At 38.6% G+C, this 17,414-nt stretch carries 17 protein-coding genes; 12 read left to right on the top strand and 5 right to left on the bottom strand.

The annotated features are described in order from the left end of the window. Positions 1-272: 272 nt before the first annotated feature. Both DC083_RS03740 and fur read right to left on the bottom strand, forming a co-directional pair. Positions 273-1,907: an ArnT family glycosyltransferase gene (locus DC083_RS03740; protein ID WP_109188916.1), complete on the bottom strand. Its 1,635-nt coding sequence runs from the start codon at positions 1,905-1,907 to the stop codon at positions 273-275. Continuing rightward, positions 1,892-2,314 carry a ferric iron uptake transcriptional regulator gene (fur, locus tag DC083_RS03735; protein ID WP_109188973.1) on the bottom strand — a complete coding sequence of 141 codons (423 nt, stop codon included), beginning with the start codon at positions 2,312-2,314 and terminating at the stop codon, positions 1,892-1,894. The genes DC083_RS03740 and fur overlap by 16 nt, the downstream gene beginning before the upstream one ends. Positions 2,315-2,583: 269 nt before the next feature. Between fur and DC083_RS03730 the strand changes: the two genes are divergently transcribed. From DC083_RS03730 to DC083_RS03675, 12 genes are all read left to right on the top strand, one after another. Next, positions 2,584-3,636 (top strand): class 1 fructose-bisphosphatase, encoded by a 1,053-nt coding sequence (locus DC083_RS03730; RefSeq protein ID WP_109188915.1) that lies wholly within the window; start codon positions 2,584-2,586, stop codon positions 3,634-3,636. Between the two features lie 473 nt (positions 3,637-4,109). Next, positions 4,110-4,586, top strand: coding sequence for a TRAP transporter small permease subunit (locus DC083_RS03725; protein WP_157954884.1), 477 nt, complete (start codon positions 4,110-4,112; stop codon positions 4,584-4,586). Then, positions 4,580-5,986 carry a TRAP transporter large permease gene (locus tag DC083_RS03720; RefSeq protein ID WP_109188913.1) on the top strand — a complete coding sequence of 469 codons (1,407 nt, stop codon included), beginning with the start codon at positions 4,580-4,582 and terminating at the stop codon, positions 5,984-5,986. The genes DC083_RS03725 and DC083_RS03720 overlap by 7 nt, the downstream gene beginning before the upstream one ends. Before the next feature lie 312 nt (positions 5,987-6,298). Continuing rightward, positions 6,299-7,393 carry a TRAP transporter substrate-binding protein gene (locus DC083_RS03715; RefSeq protein WP_109188912.1) on the top strand — a complete coding sequence of 365 codons (1,095 nt, stop codon included), beginning with the start codon at positions 6,299-6,301 and terminating at the stop codon, positions 7,391-7,393. A 319-nt stretch (positions 7,394-7,712) separates the two neighbouring features. Beyond that, positions 7,713-8,816, top strand: a complete 1,104-nt coding sequence (locus tag DC083_RS03710) for a TRAP transporter substrate-binding protein (protein WP_109188911.1) — start codon at positions 7,713-7,715, stop codon at positions 8,814-8,816. A gap of 77 nt (positions 8,817-8,893) precedes the next feature. After that, the gene (gene efp / locus DC083_RS03705) at positions 8,894-9,460 is read left to right on the top strand and encodes an elongation factor P (protein WP_109188910.1); all 567 of its coding nucleotides are present in this window, start codon (positions 8,894-8,896) and stop codon (positions 9,458-9,460) included. 33 nt (positions 9,461-9,493) lie between these two features. Beyond that, positions 9,494-10,093 (top strand): ubiquinol-cytochrome c reductase iron-sulfur subunit, encoded by a 600-nt coding sequence (gene petA, locus DC083_RS03700; RefSeq protein WP_026879070.1) that lies wholly within the window; start codon positions 9,494-9,496, stop codon positions 10,091-10,093. Next, on the top strand, positions 10,093-11,376 hold the full coding sequence (locus tag DC083_RS03695) for a cytochrome b (RefSeq protein WP_109188909.1): 1,284 nt from the start codon (positions 10,093-10,095) through the stop codon (positions 11,374-11,376). The genes petA and DC083_RS03695 overlap by 1 nt, the downstream gene beginning before the upstream one ends. A 35-nt stretch (positions 11,377-11,411) precedes the next feature. Further along, a complete protein-coding gene (locus DC083_RS03690) occupies positions 11,412-12,200 on the top strand; it encodes a cytochrome c1 (RefSeq protein ID WP_229822688.1) in 789 nt (262 codons plus the stop codon). 94 nt (positions 12,201-12,294) lie between these two features. Then, positions 12,295-12,903, top strand: coding sequence for a glutathione S-transferase N-terminal domain-containing protein (locus DC083_RS03685; RefSeq protein ID WP_109188907.1), 609 nt, complete (start codon positions 12,295-12,297; stop codon positions 12,901-12,903). A gap of 175 nt (positions 12,904-13,078) precedes the next feature. After that, on the top strand, positions 13,079-13,615 hold the full coding sequence (locus DC083_RS03680) for a ClpXP protease specificity-enhancing factor (protein ID WP_109188906.1): 537 nt from the start codon (positions 13,079-13,081) through the stop codon (positions 13,613-13,615). 14 nt (positions 13,616-13,629) lie between these two features. Then, positions 13,630-14,325, top strand: a complete 696-nt coding sequence (locus DC083_RS03675; protein WP_109188905.1) for an esterase/lipase family protein — start codon at positions 13,630-13,632, stop codon at positions 14,323-14,325. Between the two features lie 114 nt (positions 14,326-14,439). On the opposite strand, the gene bioB is transcribed toward DC083_RS03675, so the two are convergent. From bioB to DC083_RS03660, 3 genes are all read right to left on the bottom strand, one after another. Further along, positions 14,440-15,468 carry a biotin synthase BioB gene (gene bioB, locus DC083_RS03670; RefSeq protein WP_109188904.1) on the bottom strand — a complete coding sequence of 343 codons (1,029 nt, stop codon included), beginning with the start codon at positions 15,466-15,468 and terminating at the stop codon, positions 14,440-14,442. A gap of 153 nt (positions 15,469-15,621) precedes the next feature. Then, positions 15,622-15,915 (bottom strand): hypothetical protein, encoded by a 294-nt coding sequence (locus tag DC083_RS03665; protein WP_109188903.1) that lies wholly within the window; start codon positions 15,913-15,915, stop codon positions 15,622-15,624. 341 nt (positions 15,916-16,256) lie between these two features. Continuing rightward, positions 16,257-17,354 (bottom strand): ribonucleotide-diphosphate reductase subunit beta, encoded by a 1,098-nt coding sequence (locus tag DC083_RS03660; RefSeq protein WP_109188902.1) that lies wholly within the window; start codon positions 17,352-17,354, stop codon positions 16,257-16,259. Between the last annotated feature and the right edge of the window lie 60 nt (positions 17,355-17,414).

The raw sequence follows: 17,414 nt of genomic DNA, 5'->3' as shown, positions 1-17,414 counted from the left end.
CTTTTGTATTGCAAATTATAATTCCCTACTTACAGCACAATAGATTCATAACGAATAATAGTATACAAAATTATATTATCTACTTTAAATCACTCATAACTAAATTCACTTGTGACTTAATCATTTGATACTTTTCTATTTGAGAAGAAGTATATACTATTTTCCCCCCATAGATAAACAGCTTGAATATCCTATCTACATCATTTCACTATTAGCATCATCTTTTGTTCTTTTAAAGCACTTCAAAATCACGATCATCATATAACCTATTATTAATACAGCGTAATACCGAATACTTCTCGGTTCTCACCTTGTTCTCGTAGACCTCGCAACATTTTATATACGTTATCTGCTCTCGCAATCATCAAATAACGCCCTCTAAAAGGCTGCCAATATTCAATAATATCATCCCCCAATAAATCACGTTTCTCAACATAGAGGATAAGTCGCGCATGAGGATCATCTGCAATTAACTTTGCCACATCTTCCATCGTAAAAACTTCTAGAATAGGATCAGTTAACCGACCTTCAAATTGTAAATGTCCTCGATACGTAGAAACATTGCCAACGGTAAAACCTTTACCTTGATACCATGAGACACGCTCACCTACAGGTTTTAAATCATAAAAATCAAGTGCAACTCGCACAACGCCAAAATTCAAGGCAAGTGTTAAAGCAACGCTCATCAACGCTAAAGTCATAATACGGGTATTAGCAGCATTAAACAGCAATGTAATACTAAATAAGATAAGTCCGATACCCCAAAATGGCGACACATTCCCTACCCATTGGGGCAAATTTAAGCTTTGATAATATTGCGGAATTAAAATCAATAGTAATCCCGCACCAATCATAATAACCACAATCAGCGCAATATCTTTCTTGGTACTCAAACCATTTCGATAAATTCGTGCAATAACAAGACCTAATGCCGGATAAAGTGGCAGTAAAGCATCAAGAGATGTAAGACTTAATATCCCAAGAACAACAATAAGACACAAAAACCAAAATACTACAAAACGAAATGAAGCATCCCACTCAACTTCACGATATAACCTATAAATTCTAAGCCAAAATAACCAAGGAAAGAGAATAATAACGAGATTGAGAAAATAAACATAAAATGGCGCTGTATTATTCAGCGCTTTGACGATGTAACTTAAGCCCGTCGCATCGATTAAAGAGAACCCTAAAGCCGATGAAGCTGTGATTGCCCATAGAGAAAATAGCAGAAGCGCTACGACAATAGAGAGAGAGCCCCAGAGATAAATGCGTTTCCACCTATCTGGTGACCAATAAGGTGCCAGATAAATAATAGGGACAGCGACTAAAAGAAAAATAAGCCCTGCTGAATAGAGTCCTAATGTCAGACTAATAGCATACGCTAGCCACCATGCATCTCGCTTAAAACGCCAAGCCCGAATTAAAAAATTCATGGTAAGCATCAAATAGAAAGTAAAGTAGAGATAATCTAAATTAGCTGTGGCAAAAATAGTCCACATCAAACTACCGATGAGTACAAAAGGGGCATTTGCTCTCACATCACGGCGATCAGGCCACAGCTGATAAGCCGCCCAAGCAGTTAAAAATAACGTTCCTAAACTAAAAAAGCTCGCTAATGCACGAAGTGAAAACTCCGAAACCCCAAATATTTTCCAAATAATAATGCCTAACCAATAATTCAGCGGGTAACTTGCGTGCTGATAAACACCATTAATCTGAGGATAGAGCCAATCCCCACTCTGATACAATTCCCAGACAATACCTGAAAAAAGTGTTTCTTGAAATGGTGTCAGTGGCCGTGAAAACCACGTAGAAAAGATAAGGATTAGCCAAATACTAATCCATATAAACGCATAGCGTCGAGTTGTGAGCTCTTGACGTAAAAAAACTATTTTTCTCTGCATTTTGCACAAATACCGTGCAGAATTGTACGCGCATCCGTTAATTCATAACCTAATTCGGCCGCAATCTGCGCTTGTTTTTCATGAATTTTAGCATGTGAAAATTCACCGATATGCCCACAATTAATACAGATAATATGATCGTGTTGATCACCCTCATCTATTTCAAACATCGACTGTCCACCATCAAAGAAATGGCGGCGAACCAACCCTGCTTGCTCAAACTGCGTTAAAACACGATAGACTGTCGCAAGCCCTACTTCTTCACCCGAACTACTTAACTGCATATAGATCTCTTCAGCAGTCAAATGGCAGACAGGTGTTGCTGCTGCTTTTGCTAAAATATCTAAAATTTTAAGACGCGGTAAAGTAACTTTTAAACCTGCATTTTTTAATTCTGTAGAACTCATAATTTTACTTGATTCTCCCATTAGACTTCTATCGCCAAACCTGAAAAAATCGGGCTAGTGAGATATTAATAATAGCTATAATTTAATGAGTATAGCGACAAATAGCATTAATTCCAACAAATGCTATTGACTATTTTTCGGCAGATTAGAGAAACATGAAAACTACACATCTACTACAAAAATACTTCCACTCATAACGGAAAAAGTATATCATAAGCTCAATTTTTTATTATCTTAAATCAGAATTTACTCAGAATCTGGAGATTTCAATGACTCATTTTGGTGTTACGCTCTCACAATATATTATGGAAGAGCAACGTCGATACCCCGATGCAACCGGCAATTTCACCCTCCTACTCAATGATATTGCCGTCTCCTGCAAAATGATTGCAGCGGCAGTCCAAAAAGGACAACTCGCAAATGTTTTAGGTGCGACAGAAAACGAAAACTGCCAAGGTGAGACTCAGCAAATTTTAGATGTGATCGCAAACGATCTCTTTATCAAAAATAATGCAAAACGTGGTCATGTCGCCGCTATGGCTAGTGAAGAAATGGATGATGTTTATCCTATTCCTGATGGGCAACCACGTGGCAACTATCTGTTAATTTTTGATCCTCTAGATGGTTCTAGTAATATTGAGATTAATGGTCCTATTGGTACTATTTTCTCTATTCTTAAAACGGACAAAAAACATCCGACTGAAGCTGATTTTCTTCAAGAGGGCGTTAAGCAAGTTTGTGCTGGCTACTGTCTTTACGGCTCTGCGACCATGATGGTACTCACTATTGGGCATGGCACACATGGGTTTACGCTTGATCCGTCAATCGGAGAGTTTATCCTTACTCATCCGGACATGAAAATCCCAGAAACTACCGCAGAGTATGCGATTAACCAGGCTAATCGTAATCTTTGGGAACCACCTGTACGTCAATATGTAGATGACTGTGATCTAGGTGTAGGTGGTCCTCGTAAGAAAAAATATACTATGCGCTGGGTCGGTGCAATGGTAATGGATATTCATCGTCTTATACAAAGAGGTGGTGTATTTGCCTACCCTATGGATTCAAGCCTTACTCAAAAAGGTGGTCGATTACGCCTCATGTATGAAGCAAACCCGATGGCATTTTTAGTAGAACAAGCTGGTGGCATCGCAACAACGGGGTATGAGCGAATTTTAAACCTAACGCCGCAAAAATTACACCAACGAGTACCGGTTATCATGGGCTCAAAAGAAGATATGACCATTTTACTTGATAACCACAAAGCTTATGCAAGTGAGACAGACAAAGAATTTAAGCATCAATGTCCACAGTATCAATAGGTGAAATGATATCGTATCTACTAACAGAGATACATTTCATTAACCCGGGATCTATATCGCGAACACGAAGATCGCAATATAAATATCACTGGTGTGAACATTACACTTAAACTATAGTTAATGTTAAAACTAAAAAAGGTTAGAAAACTTCGTTTTTCTTCTATTTATATTTAGCAATAATTCAATAAAAATCAATCAACTATATTGCCAAAATAAAGTATTGGCAATTTTGATAATATGAAGTACATTAATATGAGGTATGCAAGCAAATTGCATGCCTCTTTTTATAGGTTATAACATCACTATGCCTATTTATAATAAACAAACCTAAAATTACTTACCAAAATCACTAAATATTAAATATAAATTAAATATACTTATGTGAATCACAACACTCTTTAACCATGAACATACTACATAAAATTTCGCATACAATTGATTCGATCAATATTTTTTTAGGCAAAATAGCGATCGTGGCTATTTTTTTAGCGACCTTAATTTCTGCTGGGAATGCACTGTTTAGATACATTTTCCACTTAAGTTCCAATGGGATGCTTGAAAGCCAATGGTATCTATTTGCCGTAGTATTTTTACTTGCGTCGGGCTATACCTATCTAAAAGACCAACACATTCGGATAGATATTATCTCTTCTCGTTTCTCGCCAAAAACAAGAGCGATTATGGAGATTATTGGTATTGTCTTTTTTCTATTCCCGGCATTCTCAATGCTTTTTTACCTCACAATTGGCCCTGCTATCAGCTCTTGGCAAATTTGGGAAATCTCCCCTAACCCAGGCGGACTTCCACGAGCACCTATTAAAGCGTTAATTCCCATTGGAATCTTCTTCCTACTTCTACAAGGGATATCTGAACTTTGCAAAGCGATTATTACGCTACGTACATCTTCAAATAATAACGCGACTCAGCCGGAGCAACAGCAACAATGTTAGAATTTTTACCACCATTAATGTTTATAACGTTAATCCTTTTCTTATTAAAGGGTTACCCAATCGCCTTCTCTCTTGCAGCAACAGGCTTACTTTTTTCACTCATCGGCATCTCGATGGGACATCTGGATTTTGCCCTTTTAGGTGCTCTAAGCGATCGTTTCTTCGGCATTATTAGCAATGAAACCTTACTTGCAATCCCCTTCTTTACTTTAATGGGATTGATTTTAGAACGTACCGGCATGGCCGAAGATCTTCTTAATACTATGGGGCAACTCTTCGGCAAACTTCGAGGAGGACTTGCTTACTCTGTTATTTTTGTAGGCACCATGCTAGCTGCAACAACCGGCATTGTTTCCGCCTCAGTTATTGCGATGGGATTAATCTCTCTCCCTATAATGCTCCGCTACGGTTACTCTAAACGTATTGCTTCAGGGGTGATCGCAGCCTCCGGGACACTCGCACAAATTGTACCACCAAGTTTAGTATTGATCGTGTTAGGGGATCAATTAGGGGTTTCTATTGGCTCAATGTATAAAGCCGCCCTTATCCCAAGCATGTTGCTGATTGGCGTCTATATCCTCTTTATCTTAGTGATGACGATCATTAAACCCAAATCAATGCCGGCGATTCCTGATCATGAACGCACATTATTTGGCTTTCAACTCTTCAAGAAAGTAATCACTAGCGTTATTCCACCGGTTACACTTATATTCCTAGTACTCGGGACTGTATTCATGGGGATGGCAACACCGACAGAAGCCGGCGCAATTGGAGCTGTCGGAGCCATGATTCTTGCACTTATTCGCAAAGCGCTATCAAAAGAATTACTCTTCCAAGCACTTGATCAGAGTGTAAAGATTACCACTTTCGTAGTCTTTATCATGATTGGCTCGATGTTTTTCTCTCTAGCATTCACTAGCCTTAATGGAGGTATCTGGATTGAAAATATCTTAGGCAGCCTCCCTGGAGGTACATTAGGCTTTATCATTGCCGTTAATGTTTTAATCTTCTTTGTGGCTTTCTTCCTAGACTTCTTTGAAATTGCGCTGATTCTCGTACCTCTATTAGTTCCGATTGCTACAGCGCTTGGTATTGATCTCACTTGGTTTGGGATTATTCTCGCAATGAATATGCAAACTTCCTTTATGCATCCGCCATTTGGCTTCTCTTTATTCTACTTACGTTCAGTAGCGCCAAAAGAAGTATCCACTAAAGATATCTATTATGGAGCGATGCCATTTCTACTTCTTCAAATCTTAATGGTCGTTATCTTAATCTCATTCCCCGATATCATTAAGTCAGAAAAAGTAGAAAAATTTGAGGGTTCAGGATCAGATATCGAGTTTAGTTTAGATATCGATGGTTTCGATGATTTTGACGATTTTGGTGTCGATTTTTAAATATCACTTTTAGGAAGAATCACTGCTCAGAATAGAGACATTGATTCTTCCTCTTAAGCTCATATTCATTTTCTATAGACAACGATGATATACATATATCGTTACGCAATAGAATCAACATTGATAATTCAGCTTAAGTTATGTTATCACTATAGATAATAGTAATAATATTATTGGCGAAATATCACTGGTATGACCAATACTGATAAATACTACCTACAATAACTATAACAACAGTACTGATTTGTAAATCAAGCTTTCAATAATAACTACACAACAAAACAACAATTAAAATAACAATGGAGAATTGAGATGAAACGCCGGCAATTTATGGCAAAAGCAGGAGTGATCGCAGGTGCGACAATGGCTTCAAGTGCAATTGCACAAACCACTACCCCGAAAGTCAAATGGCGGATGACAACAAGTTTCCCTAGACACTTAGATCTTCTCTATGGTACTTCGCAACGGCTTGCAGATTCTGTATATGCTATGACGAATGGTGAGTTTGAAATTCAAGTCTTTGCACCAGGAGAGATTGTCCCCTCAACGCAAGTATTTGATGCGGTACAAAATGGTACAGTTGAAATGGGTCACTCTACCTCTAATTATTATCATGGGAAAAATAAAGCGCTCTCCATTGATACTTGCCTTCCTTTCGGGCTAACAACTCGCATGCAAAATGCCTGGTATTATGCCGGGGGCGGTACAGAAATTCTACGAGAACTCTTTGCAAAATATAATATTGTCAACTTCCCTGGCGGTAACTCTAATACTCAAATGGGTGGTTGGTTTCGTAAAGAAGTGAAGACTGTTGCCGATCTTAAAGGTCTTAAATTCCGTATCCCAGGATTTGGAGGAGAGATCTTCTCTCGCTTAGGAGCTATTCCCCAAAATATCGCAGTCGGCGATATCTACTCATCATTAGAAAAAGGCACTATTGACGCAACGGAATTTGTAGGACCTTATGATGATGAAAAATTAGGATTACAATCAGTAGCCCCTTACTACTATACGCCGGGATTCTGGGAAGGATCTGCAATGCTTACTTTCTATGTTAATCAAGATGCATGGGGCTCACTGCCAGAGCAGTACAAAATTATTTTTGAAAGAGCCGCGGCGGAAGCAAACATGTGGATGTCTGCACAATACGATGCAAAAAGCCCCGAAGCCTTAGCAACCGTTATTCAAAATGGCGCTAAACTTCGTTCGTTCTCCAAAGAGATTCTCCAAGCTGCGTATAATGTTGCACAAGAGATCTATGCGGAAGAATCTGAAGCAAATGAAGATTTCCGAAAAATATATAGCCATTGGAAAGATTTCCTCAACAAAGAGTATCAGTGGTTTAGAGTCAATGAGAATATTTTCCAACAATTTATGTTCTCACAGCTGAGAAAACAGAGAACTTAATATAACGCTAATATTTTGTTACGGCTATTCACACTAGTCAGATAGTAGTAACCTTAATAGTATGTAACCCTATTGCTTGTCTATGATTACTTATCTATGTACCTATTTAACCCCTATGCTTATGTAAAATATATATTTAGAACAGTTGGTTAAAATAGACTTATCTCAATAAAAATGATTATTGATTCCCGATAAAGCTGATCTATATCATATTATTTGGAATCTTATTACATAGAATAGATCATACGGGAATTAATAGAATTAATAGACTCACAATCGCTATTACAATAAAAACTAATAATAACTCTGGAGTAATGACATGAAACGTCGATCTTTTATTAAAACCGCAGGAACTACCGCCGCATTTTCTGGAATGATTGCAGCCACTAGCATTACCAAAGCGGAGTCTCTGCCTAAAATTCGTTGGCGTTTAACAGCTGGATTTCCTAAAAACCTTGATATTTTATTCGCCGCTTCGACTATGCTTGCGGATAAGCTCTCTCGATTAACAAATGGCCAATTTGAAATTCAAGTCTTTGCTCCAGGTGAGTTGGTTCCTGCCAATCAAGTTTTTGATGCGGTATCACAAGGTACCGTAGAGTTAGGTCATACCGCCTCCTATTACTATCATGGTAAAAACTCAGCGCTATCCATTGATACAGTACTTCCTTTTGGAATGAGTGCGCGAATGCAAAATGCTTGGTTTTATGCCGGTGGTGGACTAGAGATCCTCCGCAAAGTCTTTGCACAATACAATATTATTAATTTCCCCGGTGGTAATACAACAGCTCAAATGGGGGGATGGTTCCGCAAAGAAGTTAAAACGCTTGAAGATCTTAAAGGTTTAAAATTCCGCATCCCTGGTTTTGGAGGAGAAATTCTCTCACGACTTGGCGTTATTCCCCAAAGTATTCCTGCAAGTGATGTCTATTCATCCCTAGAAAAAGGCACTATTGATGCAGCAGAATTTGTCGGGCCCTACGATGATGAAAAACTCGGGTTACAATCTGTAGCCCCCTATTACTATACTCCGGGATTCTGGGAAGGCTCTGCTACAACCTCCTTTTATGTCAATCAAGATAAATGGCAAGAACTACCGACACTCTACCAAGAACTCTTTACAACAGTATGTGCGGAAATTAATCAATGGATGATTGCCCAATATGATGCAAAAAATCCACCGGCACTTGCCACATTAACGCAAAATGGTGCTAAACTACGCTCCTTTTCTAAAGAGATTTTGGAAGCATCTTACAATGTCGCTCAAAAAATCTATGAAGAAGAATGTAACAAGAATCCTGACTTCAAAATGGTCTATGATCATTGGCGAGCTTTTCTAAACCAAGAATACCAATGGTTTAGAATCAATGAAAATATTTTCCAAAGTTTCATGGCTACGCAAATTCGTAAGCAAAATAGATAAGATGTAAGCTGAATTTAAATTGGAGTTCAGGTATAATCTGCATAGAAATTTTTTTATCAAAATATAGTGATTATAAAATGGCAACATATACAACAAATCAATTCAAAAGTGGGTTAAAAATCATGCTTGATGGAGATCCTTGCTCTATCATCGAAAATGAGATGGTTAAACCAGGAAAAGGTCAAGCTTTTAACCGCGTTAAGATCCGTAACCTAAAAACAGGTCGTGTCATCGAAAAAACTTTCCGTTCTGGTGAATCTGTGGAAGGTGCAGATGTAATCGATGTGGAATTACAATATCTCTACAATGATGGCGAATTTTGGCACTTCATGAACCCTGCAACATTTGATCAAGTTGCAGCGAATGAAAGCGCAGTTACTGATACTAAAAAATGGCTCAAAGAGCAAGATATGTGTACCGTAACACTCTATAACGGCACACCACTCTCTGTAACACCTCCTAATTTTATTGAAATGGCCATTACTGAAACAGATCCTGGTTTAAAAGGTGATACGGCGGGAACAGGTGGTAAGCCAGCGACGTTAGAATCAGGCGCTGTTGTACGAGTACCGCTTTTTGTACAAATTGGTGAAGTAATTAAAGTCGATACCCGCACGGGCGAATATGTGTCACGTGTAAAATAAGTAAAAGTAAAATTTTAAATGGAGACGAAGAACATGAGTTCGGAGAATGTGAATCATAAAAGGAGACGAGTCCTGAGCTACGCAACTGTTGCTGTAGCCGCCTTTGGTGCAGGATTCTTGGGGGTTCCTTTTGTAAAATCGTGGATGCCTAGCCAACGTGCGAAAAGTGCTGGTGCGCCCGTTGAAGTAGATCTTTCTAAACTCTCTCCCGGAGAATTACTCCGTGTTGAGTGGCAAGGAAAGCCTGTTTGGGTTTTAAACCGTACTGAAGCGATGCTTGAACGCTTATCAACTGCACCTGCTGATGCGTTAGTAGATCCCACTTCTAAAAGTGATCAACAACCTCCGTACGCACAAAATGAATTTCGTTCTATTAAACCTGAATATCTCATTTTAGTAGGTATTTGTACGCATTTAGGATGTTCACCCACATTTAGACCTGAAGTTGCGCCTGCAGATTTAGGTCCTAATTGGCGTGGTGGATTCTTCTGTGCATGTCATGGCTCAAGATTTGATTTAGCAGGACGTGTTTTCAAAAACCTCCCTGCCCCAATTAACCTTCTTGTTCCTGATCACTACTACAAAACAGATAACTTAATCGTTGTCGGTACTAGCGGGGAGGGAGTTGCGTAATGGCTACTACTAAAACAAATGAAAAATCAAGATTAGAACGTTTGGGGGATTGGATTGATTATCGAATTCCTTATAAACGCGCTCTAAGAACGCATGTTACTGAGTATTATGCGCCTAAGAACTTCAACTGGCTCTATGTATTTGGTGTTTTAGCAGGTGTTGTACTTGTAAACCAAATTCTTACAGGTATTTGGTTAGTCATGTACTACAAACCTGATGGAGCTTTAGGTCCAACAGGAATTCCTATCGCCTATGCCTCTCTTGAAACAGCGGTAATGCGTGATGCAAACTGGACTTGGCTCATACGCTATATGCATGCCGTCGGTGCATCGATGTTCTTCATCGTTATCTATATGCATATGTTCCGCGGTCTAATTTACGGTTCACATCGTAAACCTCGAGAACTTGTGTGGATCTTCGGTATGTTGATCTACCTTGTGCTAATGGCTGAAGCCTTTATGGGATACGTTCTCCCCTATGGTCAGATGTCATTCTGGGGTGCACAGGTGATTATCTCTCTCTTTGGTGCAATTCCTTACATTGGGGATACATTAGTAACAGGTATTCGAGGAGACTTTGTTATCTCTGAAGCAACACTTAGCCGTTTCTTCGCGCTTCATGTGATTGCACTTCCACTTGTCTTAGTAGGTTTAGTTGTAGCGCATATCCTTGCACTTCACCAAGTAGGCTCTAACAACCCCGATGGTATCGAAATCAAGGATAACCTTGATGAAAATGGTAAACCACTTGATGGTATTCCGTTCCATCCTTACTACACAGTACATGATACTTTTGCTGTAGGTATTTTCCTTATTTTCTTCGCATTGATCATCTTCTATATGCCGGATATGTATGGATTATTCCTTGAATCTCCAAACTTTGAACCCGCTAATCCATTAGCAACGCCTGCACATATTGCACCTGTTTGGTACTTTACGCCTTACTACACAATTTTACGTGCAGTTCCATCATGGTTTGGTACGCAAATTTGGGGTGTTATTGCAATGGGCGCTTCAATTGCAGTTCTATTTGCCCTTCCTTGGTTAGATAGAAGTCCTGTACGTTCGATTCGCTATAAGGGTGCATTTATTAAAATTATGATCGCACTTTTTGTAATCTGCTTCATCGTACTTGGTTATTTAGGTGTGGTACCAGCTAACGATACTCGTACACTCGTTGCTCGTATCTGTACTGTCTACTATTTTGTCTTCTTCCTTGGCATGCCATGGTGGTCAAGATGGGGTAAAGTTAAACCAGTTCCAACAAGGGTGACAATGAAATGAGAAAAATCATAACATTACTTACTAGCAGCCTTCTGATGGTTTTCGCCTCAGCTACGGCCAATGCACAGACATCTGAAGCATTAACAGCTCAAGCACTTGATGCTTTAGGTGAGCCGCAAATTAACGTTAAAAACTATGAGTCATTGCAATCTGGTGCTCGTCTTTACGTTGACTACTGCCTTGCGTGTCACTCATTAGAGTTTCAACGCTACAATATTACGGCGAGAGATATCGGCTTACAAGAAGAAGATATTCAAAAATTAATTAATACAGGTAGTTATGATCCTCGCGAAGCAGAGTTCATTAGAACAAAAGATGGTGATTTAATCCATACTGCTATGGATCGTCGTGATGCAAAAGTATGGTTAGGTGTTTCTCCTCCTGATCTTTCAACTATTGCTCGCGCTAAAGGTCCAGACTATGTATTTAAGTATCTTCTCTCTTTCTACGAAGATCCTAGTCGTCCTACAGGTATGAACAATATTGCCTTCCCAAATGCAGGTATGCCCAACGTATTAGCTGAATTACAGGGAATTCATCAACCTGTCATTGAGAAAGTGGCTATTGGTGAATGTGATATGAATAATCCTGATGAGTGTCAATTTGAAGATGTTGTTGTCGGCGTTGAAAAAGTTTCAGATGGCGCAATGACTGAACTTGAATTCCGTAAAGCTGTAAATGATGTCACTAACTTCTTAACTTATGTTTCAGAACCAGCGCAATTAGAGCGTCAAAAGTATGGTCCATGGGTTCTTGGCTTCTTAGTGATCTTTACTATTCTTGCTTACGCACTTAACCGTGAATATTGGAAAGATGTTAAGTAATTTACGTTTTTTCATGTTACAACAGGTACTATAAATCAGTAAGGAGCAATTATTTTTAGTTGCTCCTTACTTGTGATTAAGGAGATCATAAATTATGTCAACAAGACGAACAGGTTTTACACTATTTACAGAAAAGAATTCTTTAGATGGTGATCGAGTTAAGGTAACTTTGCTAGAAAAAAATATTACTTGTGAAACGGTGATTGTCGATCCTAATAATCCACCAGGAGATTTATTGGAAGTTAACCCTCAAGTTATTCTCCCAACGCTTATTACTCGAGAAATTGCGATTTATCATACAGACACAATTTTAGAGTTTTTAGATGAGCGCTTCCCTCATCCACCTCTATTACCTAATGATCCAATTTTAAGAGCAAAATTCCGTTTGACTCTTAAAACAGTGGTGAATGATTGGTATCCTCTTGTCGAGAAGCTCATTGGTCGGAAAACTGCAGATAATAAGACTAATAAAGCCATTGCTGATCTTTTAGTTGCCTATGCTCCCCTTTTTAGTCAGACAAATTATTTCCAGAGTGATGATTTCTCATTGATTGATGCCACAATTGTACCTTTTCTCTGGTGGGTAAAATATCTAGATATTCCACTTCCTAAAAAAGCACAACCGGTACTAGACTATTACGACCGCTTGCAAGAAAAAGAGAGCGTCAAATTAGCTTTTGATAAAAAAGAGAAGACTGTCTAATCCCACTCCTCTTCTACCTAATAGTAGAGATTCAAGAGTACTCATCATATAAATAGTAGTAATATAATAAATATAGACATAGATCTACTCCACAATATTGGAGTAGAGCTATTTTAATTCATTGATGAGATTTAGCATTCACCCATTTTTCAAAAGCTTTAATAAGATAACTGATATGATGACTTCCAATAAGCCCTATTTTATACGCGCATTATATGAATGGATTTTAGATAATGATTGCACCCCTTATATTGTTGTAGATGCAACGCTTCCCTTTGTCGATGTACCCCGACAATTTGTGCATGATGGTAAAATTATCTTAAATATTCTCCCCTCTGCAACGCATAACTTAAATTTAGGCGATGACTGGATTACTTTCTCAGCTCGCTTTTCCGGGATACCTCAAAATATCAATATCCCTATTGGCGCAGTTGCAGCTATCTATGCACAGGAAAATGGCGAGGGAATGGGATTTCAGACCGAACCGCTTAATGAAGAAAGCCTTGATTTTATAGAAAAAAACCAACCTCTCTCTATCAATAAAAAAGAGAAAGAAAAGCAGAAAGGGCCTAAATTAGGAATTATTTCCTCTAAACAAGATGAAGAAAATAACAGTAATAGCAATCATCAAAAAAGCAAAGAAGATGATAATACACTACCTCCTAATGACAAAGGTCCCGGCCCTAAAGGTGGCTTGAAAATTATTAAATAACGCTAGGTACCTCCATGAATGAGCCTTCAACTGTCAACCAATTTGAATCAAAAGATCATACTGCACTACAAGATCTCATTCTCATTCATGGACTCTATCAAAATAGTTGGGTCATGCGTATTTTAGGAAAACGTCTTAATCAGTTAGGCTATCGAGTTTATTATTTCGACTACCCTACACTACGCGCAGATATGAATGACAATATCGAACTATTTCATCAATATCTACAAACATTCACAAAACCTTATGCGATTATTACCCATAGTTTAGGTGGGCTAATCACCTACCAGCTTGCACATCAATATCAGCCAACACTATTACAAAAGGTCATAGCGATTACCCCTCCTTTTCAAGGATCAGATATTGCTCAATATCTAGTAGATCATCATGCAGATTATCTTCTAGGTAAAGCTAAAACAGCATTATTAAAACGGAATAACAAACTCAAATGGGAATTATCAACAATCCCGCTAGGTGTCATAGCCGGCACACAAAATATTGGCCCTTCCCATCTATTATTAGAACAAATTGTTAGAAGCCATAGTCATGATGAGCCAAGTGATGGAACGGTCTATCTCAAAGAGACTCAAATTGAGGGAATGACAGACTTTATCACAATCAACCGCTCTCACACTATGATACTTTTCGATAATCGCATCCCCCTATTATGCGATCACTTTCTCCGTTACAATTCTTTCAGCCTACAATAAATCTCAAAAAAACTCTACATTATATATACAATGTAGAGTTTCCTATAATCTCAAATTAGGTAATTAACAAGAATTTAATTACAATCCCAATTCAACCTTCAGTACAATATCAAACTATGCAATAGAGGCTTTCTTGAGCTCTTTAGCTTCTACTTCATTTTGTGCTGTATGTGGATTATGACCTGGTTTATAAGGGTCATGCGTTGCAGTCAGATCGAGTTTTTCAAAAAGCTCTTTATCCGTAATTTGATCAGCATTGGGGGTCGTTAGAAGTTTATCACCATAGAAAATAGAGTTCGCACCGGCCATAAAGCAGAGCGCTTGCAACTCTTCACTCATGGTTTCCCGACCTGCAGATAAACGCACCATCGATTTTGGCATCATAATTCTCGCGACCGCAATAGTACGTAAAAAATCAAAGTCATCTACCGGCGTATTGCCTTCAAAGGGCGTTCCTTGAATGGGAATCAGGCGATTAATCGGTACGCTCTCCGGCGGTGTTCCCATATTGGCTAATTGCACCAACAGTGAAGCACGATCCCGCACGGATTCACCTAACCCAATAATACCCCCTGAGCAGACTTTAATACCAGCTTCTCGTACATAATCAAGCGTATCGAGACGATGTTGGTAATTATGAGTAGTTACAACACTCGCGTAGAACTCTGGAGAAGTATCTAAATTATGATTGTAATAATCAAGCCCTGCTTCCGCAAGTTCACCCGCTTGCTCAGCATTAAGATGCCCTAACGTCATACAAGTTTCTAGTCCAAGCCCTTTTACACCTTCGATCATCATTTTAATCATTGGCATATCGCGAGCTTTTGGGTTACGCCACGCAGCGCCCATACAGAAACGACTTGCGCCGGTCTCTTTAGCCGCTTGAGCCTCTTCGATCACCTTTTCTACTGCAAGTAACTGCTCAGGCTCTAAACCGGTATCGTAACGTACACTTTGCGCACAATATTTACAATCTTCTGAACACTTCCCAGTTTTAATTGATAACAAGGTGCTCACTTGTACTTTCGTTGGATCAAAATTTTGATGATGTACAGTTTGTGCTTCATACAGTAGCTCAAAAAGTGGCTTTTCAAAAAGCGCTAATGCACGATCGATTGACCACTCATTGGTATAATATTCCATTATGTCTATTCCTCTATCTAGCGCTCAGTCGGCGCTTTTTTAAAATAAAACGTACTGATCTATCATAGGGGAAATAGATTTTTTGTGTGAATTTATTTTTGGCAAATAGTGGAAAAAGAGTGGAAATTAAATAATGCCACTGACACACTGCCCTTATGCACGCTGCAAATTTGCTTTTGATAGCACCGGCTTTTCAGCAAAACATTTCCGGCGATAGAGTGCATATCCTCTTGCTAATGCTAAAACTTCTAACAGTGCCATATCAGAGAGGATTGTGGTTGCCGTAGGTTGCAACGTTAATTGTGTTGCAATAGTGTAGTGCCCTAGACAGATCTTCTCTTGCTTTCGAGATTCCAGCCAAAGCGCTAAGACATCAGAACCGGGAACCGTTTGAAATGAAAGGATATAGTGAGAAGATGTTAAAGGGAAACTCGTTGGAATTGTCATTTTTTAAATCCTTTTTAGCTGAAGAGGGCCGCAATTAGGAAATCGCCCAGGATAAAATAATCAATAAGAATTTGAAATGAAGTTCAATAGTCTTATTGATTAGATGAAGTATAGATAACATAGTAGAAATCTAAGTAGGAATCAATAGTGATTTATTCTTTCTCTACACAATATTGGTAGATGATCAATAATGACCAAGAAAGCTCAGACAACAGTTCATTTAAAACGGAAAAAATGATCTCATTCTTCCAACATTTCTATACCCGTAAAAAAGCAGCCATCCTTATTTGAATGACTGCTAGCAACCTATATTCTCTAAGACAAATTCCTAGATATTAATCTTAAATATCAAAAATCTCATCTTCTGCATCATCTGTGACGCTGTTAAGACGATAATTGGTATTATCCATCTCTTGGTTTGCATTTTGTGTTTTATTAAGATCAAACCAGTTATCCATCCAAGAGAGCGGATTTTTTGCTATGCGTTTATAGGGATTCTCTAAACCTAAGAATTGGTAAAGATCTTGCGCATTCCAGAGAACCCATTCATTGAGTAGCATCTCATTCAGACCGACGATCGAACGCCCTTCGCTAAAAAGATAGCGGTTCCAATCAAATTCTTGATCAATCACACTTTTGATAATGGCGTAAATCTCTTCCTTATTCTCTTGCAATAACTCTACCCAGAATGGATCTTTGAAAAGGATCTCTAAAACCGCTTCATCCATCATCACGTGAACTTGCTCATCTTGGGCAATTTTTTGTACTAACTTGGCAATGCCTTGGAAAATATTTTGCTCAGCGAGGGCAAAAGTACAAGCAAATGAACTCATAAACTCGATTTTCTCAAGACAATAGAGTGCAACAAAACCTTTTAATACCACCGATTTCAGTTCTCTTGATTCTCGATCAATTTTACCGAGCTTATAGAGTGAACCGTAACGATCTAACTCATCAAAACAATCAATGACCGTTGTTGAACGATTTAAAACTTCATCATTGCGCATCACTTCTTTAAAAACTTCTTGAGGATCAGAGATACATTGACGAATAATCTCTGAGTAAGTCAATGCGTGCAGATTTTCAATCTCTGATTGCTTCGAGAGCATCACCCACAATTCTGAGTTTGTAACAAAAGGAGCAAACAATGGCGCAACCGTACGGGAAGCGACTGAATCCAGTTCCCATTGGAATGCCAATGTTTTGACCATAATGTCATAGTTATTTTTAGAACAGTTGAGAAGATCCATTCTCGATTGCTCCAAATTCACCTCATCTTCTGTCCAGTCCATCGACTTTTGTAATTTATATAGATCAAATAACCGCGGATAAGGGGTGTTAATTGAATCATAGAGCGCAAGAGGCTCGCCTAAGAAGAGCGGATATTGACCTGTTTGCCAATTATCATTCTTCTGATTAAAAATTGATACTTCTTCCATTACTCATTCTCCTCTAAAACGGTAAAGTTGCTAAGGCTTCACCGAATTAAATCTCTATCT

The organism is Ignatzschineria ureiclastica (assembly GCF_003121845.1).
Classification (GTDB): Bacteria; Pseudomonadota; Gammaproteobacteria; order Cardiobacteriales; family Wohlfahrtiimonadaceae; genus Ignatzschineria; species Ignatzschineria ureiclastica.
Note: the sequence above shows the minus strand (reverse complement) of the source record. Positions and strands in the feature narration are given on the sequence as shown.

Excerpts from the sequence above, each read along its gene's own strand:
- DC083_RS03740 (WP_109188916.1), bottom strand. The coding sequence starts at position 1,907 with ATGCAGAGAAAAATAGTTTTTTTACGTCAAGAGCTCACAACTCGACGC.
- efp (WP_109188910.1), top strand. The coding sequence starts at position 8,894 with ATGGCAACATATACAACAAATCAATTCAAAAGTGGGTTAAAAATCATG.
- DC083_RS03690 (WP_229822688.1), top strand. The coding sequence starts at position 11,412 with ATGGTTTTCGCCTCAGCTACGGCCAATGCACAGACATCTGAAGCATTA.
- bioB (WP_109188904.1), bottom strand. The coding sequence starts at position 15,468 with ATGGAATATTATACCAATGAGTGGTCAATCGATCGTGCATTAGCGCTT.
- fur (WP_109188973.1), bottom strand. The coding sequence starts at position 2,314 with ATGAGTTCTACAGAATTAAAAAATGCAGGTTTAAAAGTTACTTTACCG.
- petA (WP_026879070.1), top strand. The coding sequence starts at position 9,494 with ATGAGTTCGGAGAATGTGAATCATAAAAGGAGACGAGTCCTGAGCTAC.
- DC083_RS03710 (WP_109188911.1), top strand. The coding sequence starts at position 7,713 with ATGAAACGTCGATCTTTTATTAAAACCGCAGGAACTACCGCCGCATTT.
- DC083_RS03665 (WP_109188903.1), bottom strand. The coding sequence starts at position 15,915 with ATGACAATTCCAACGAGTTTCCCTTTAACATCTTCTCACTATATCCTT.
- DC083_RS03685 (WP_109188907.1), top strand. The coding sequence starts at position 12,295 with ATGTCAACAAGACGAACAGGTTTTACACTATTTACAGAAAAGAATTCT.
- DC083_RS03695 (WP_109188909.1), top strand. The coding sequence starts at position 10,093 with ATGGCTACTACTAAAACAAATGAAAAATCAAGATTAGAACGTTTGGGG.
- DC083_RS03730 (WP_109188915.1), top strand. The coding sequence starts at position 2,584 with ATGACTCATTTTGGTGTTACGCTCTCACAATATATTATGGAAGAGCAA.
- DC083_RS03720 (WP_109188913.1), top strand. The coding sequence starts at position 4,580 with ATGTTAGAATTTTTACCACCATTAATGTTTATAACGTTAATCCTTTTC.
- DC083_RS03715 (WP_109188912.1), top strand. The coding sequence starts at position 6,299 with ATGAAACGCCGGCAATTTATGGCAAAAGCAGGAGTGATCGCAGGTGCG.
- DC083_RS03680 (WP_109188906.1), top strand. The coding sequence starts at position 13,079 with ATGATGACTTCCAATAAGCCCTATTTTATACGCGCATTATATGAATGG.
- DC083_RS03675 (WP_109188905.1), top strand. The coding sequence starts at position 13,630 with ATGAATGAGCCTTCAACTGTCAACCAATTTGAATCAAAAGATCATACT.
- DC083_RS03660 (WP_109188902.1), bottom strand. The coding sequence starts at position 17,354 with ATGGAAGAAGTATCAATTTTTAATCAGAAGAATGATAATTGGCAAACA.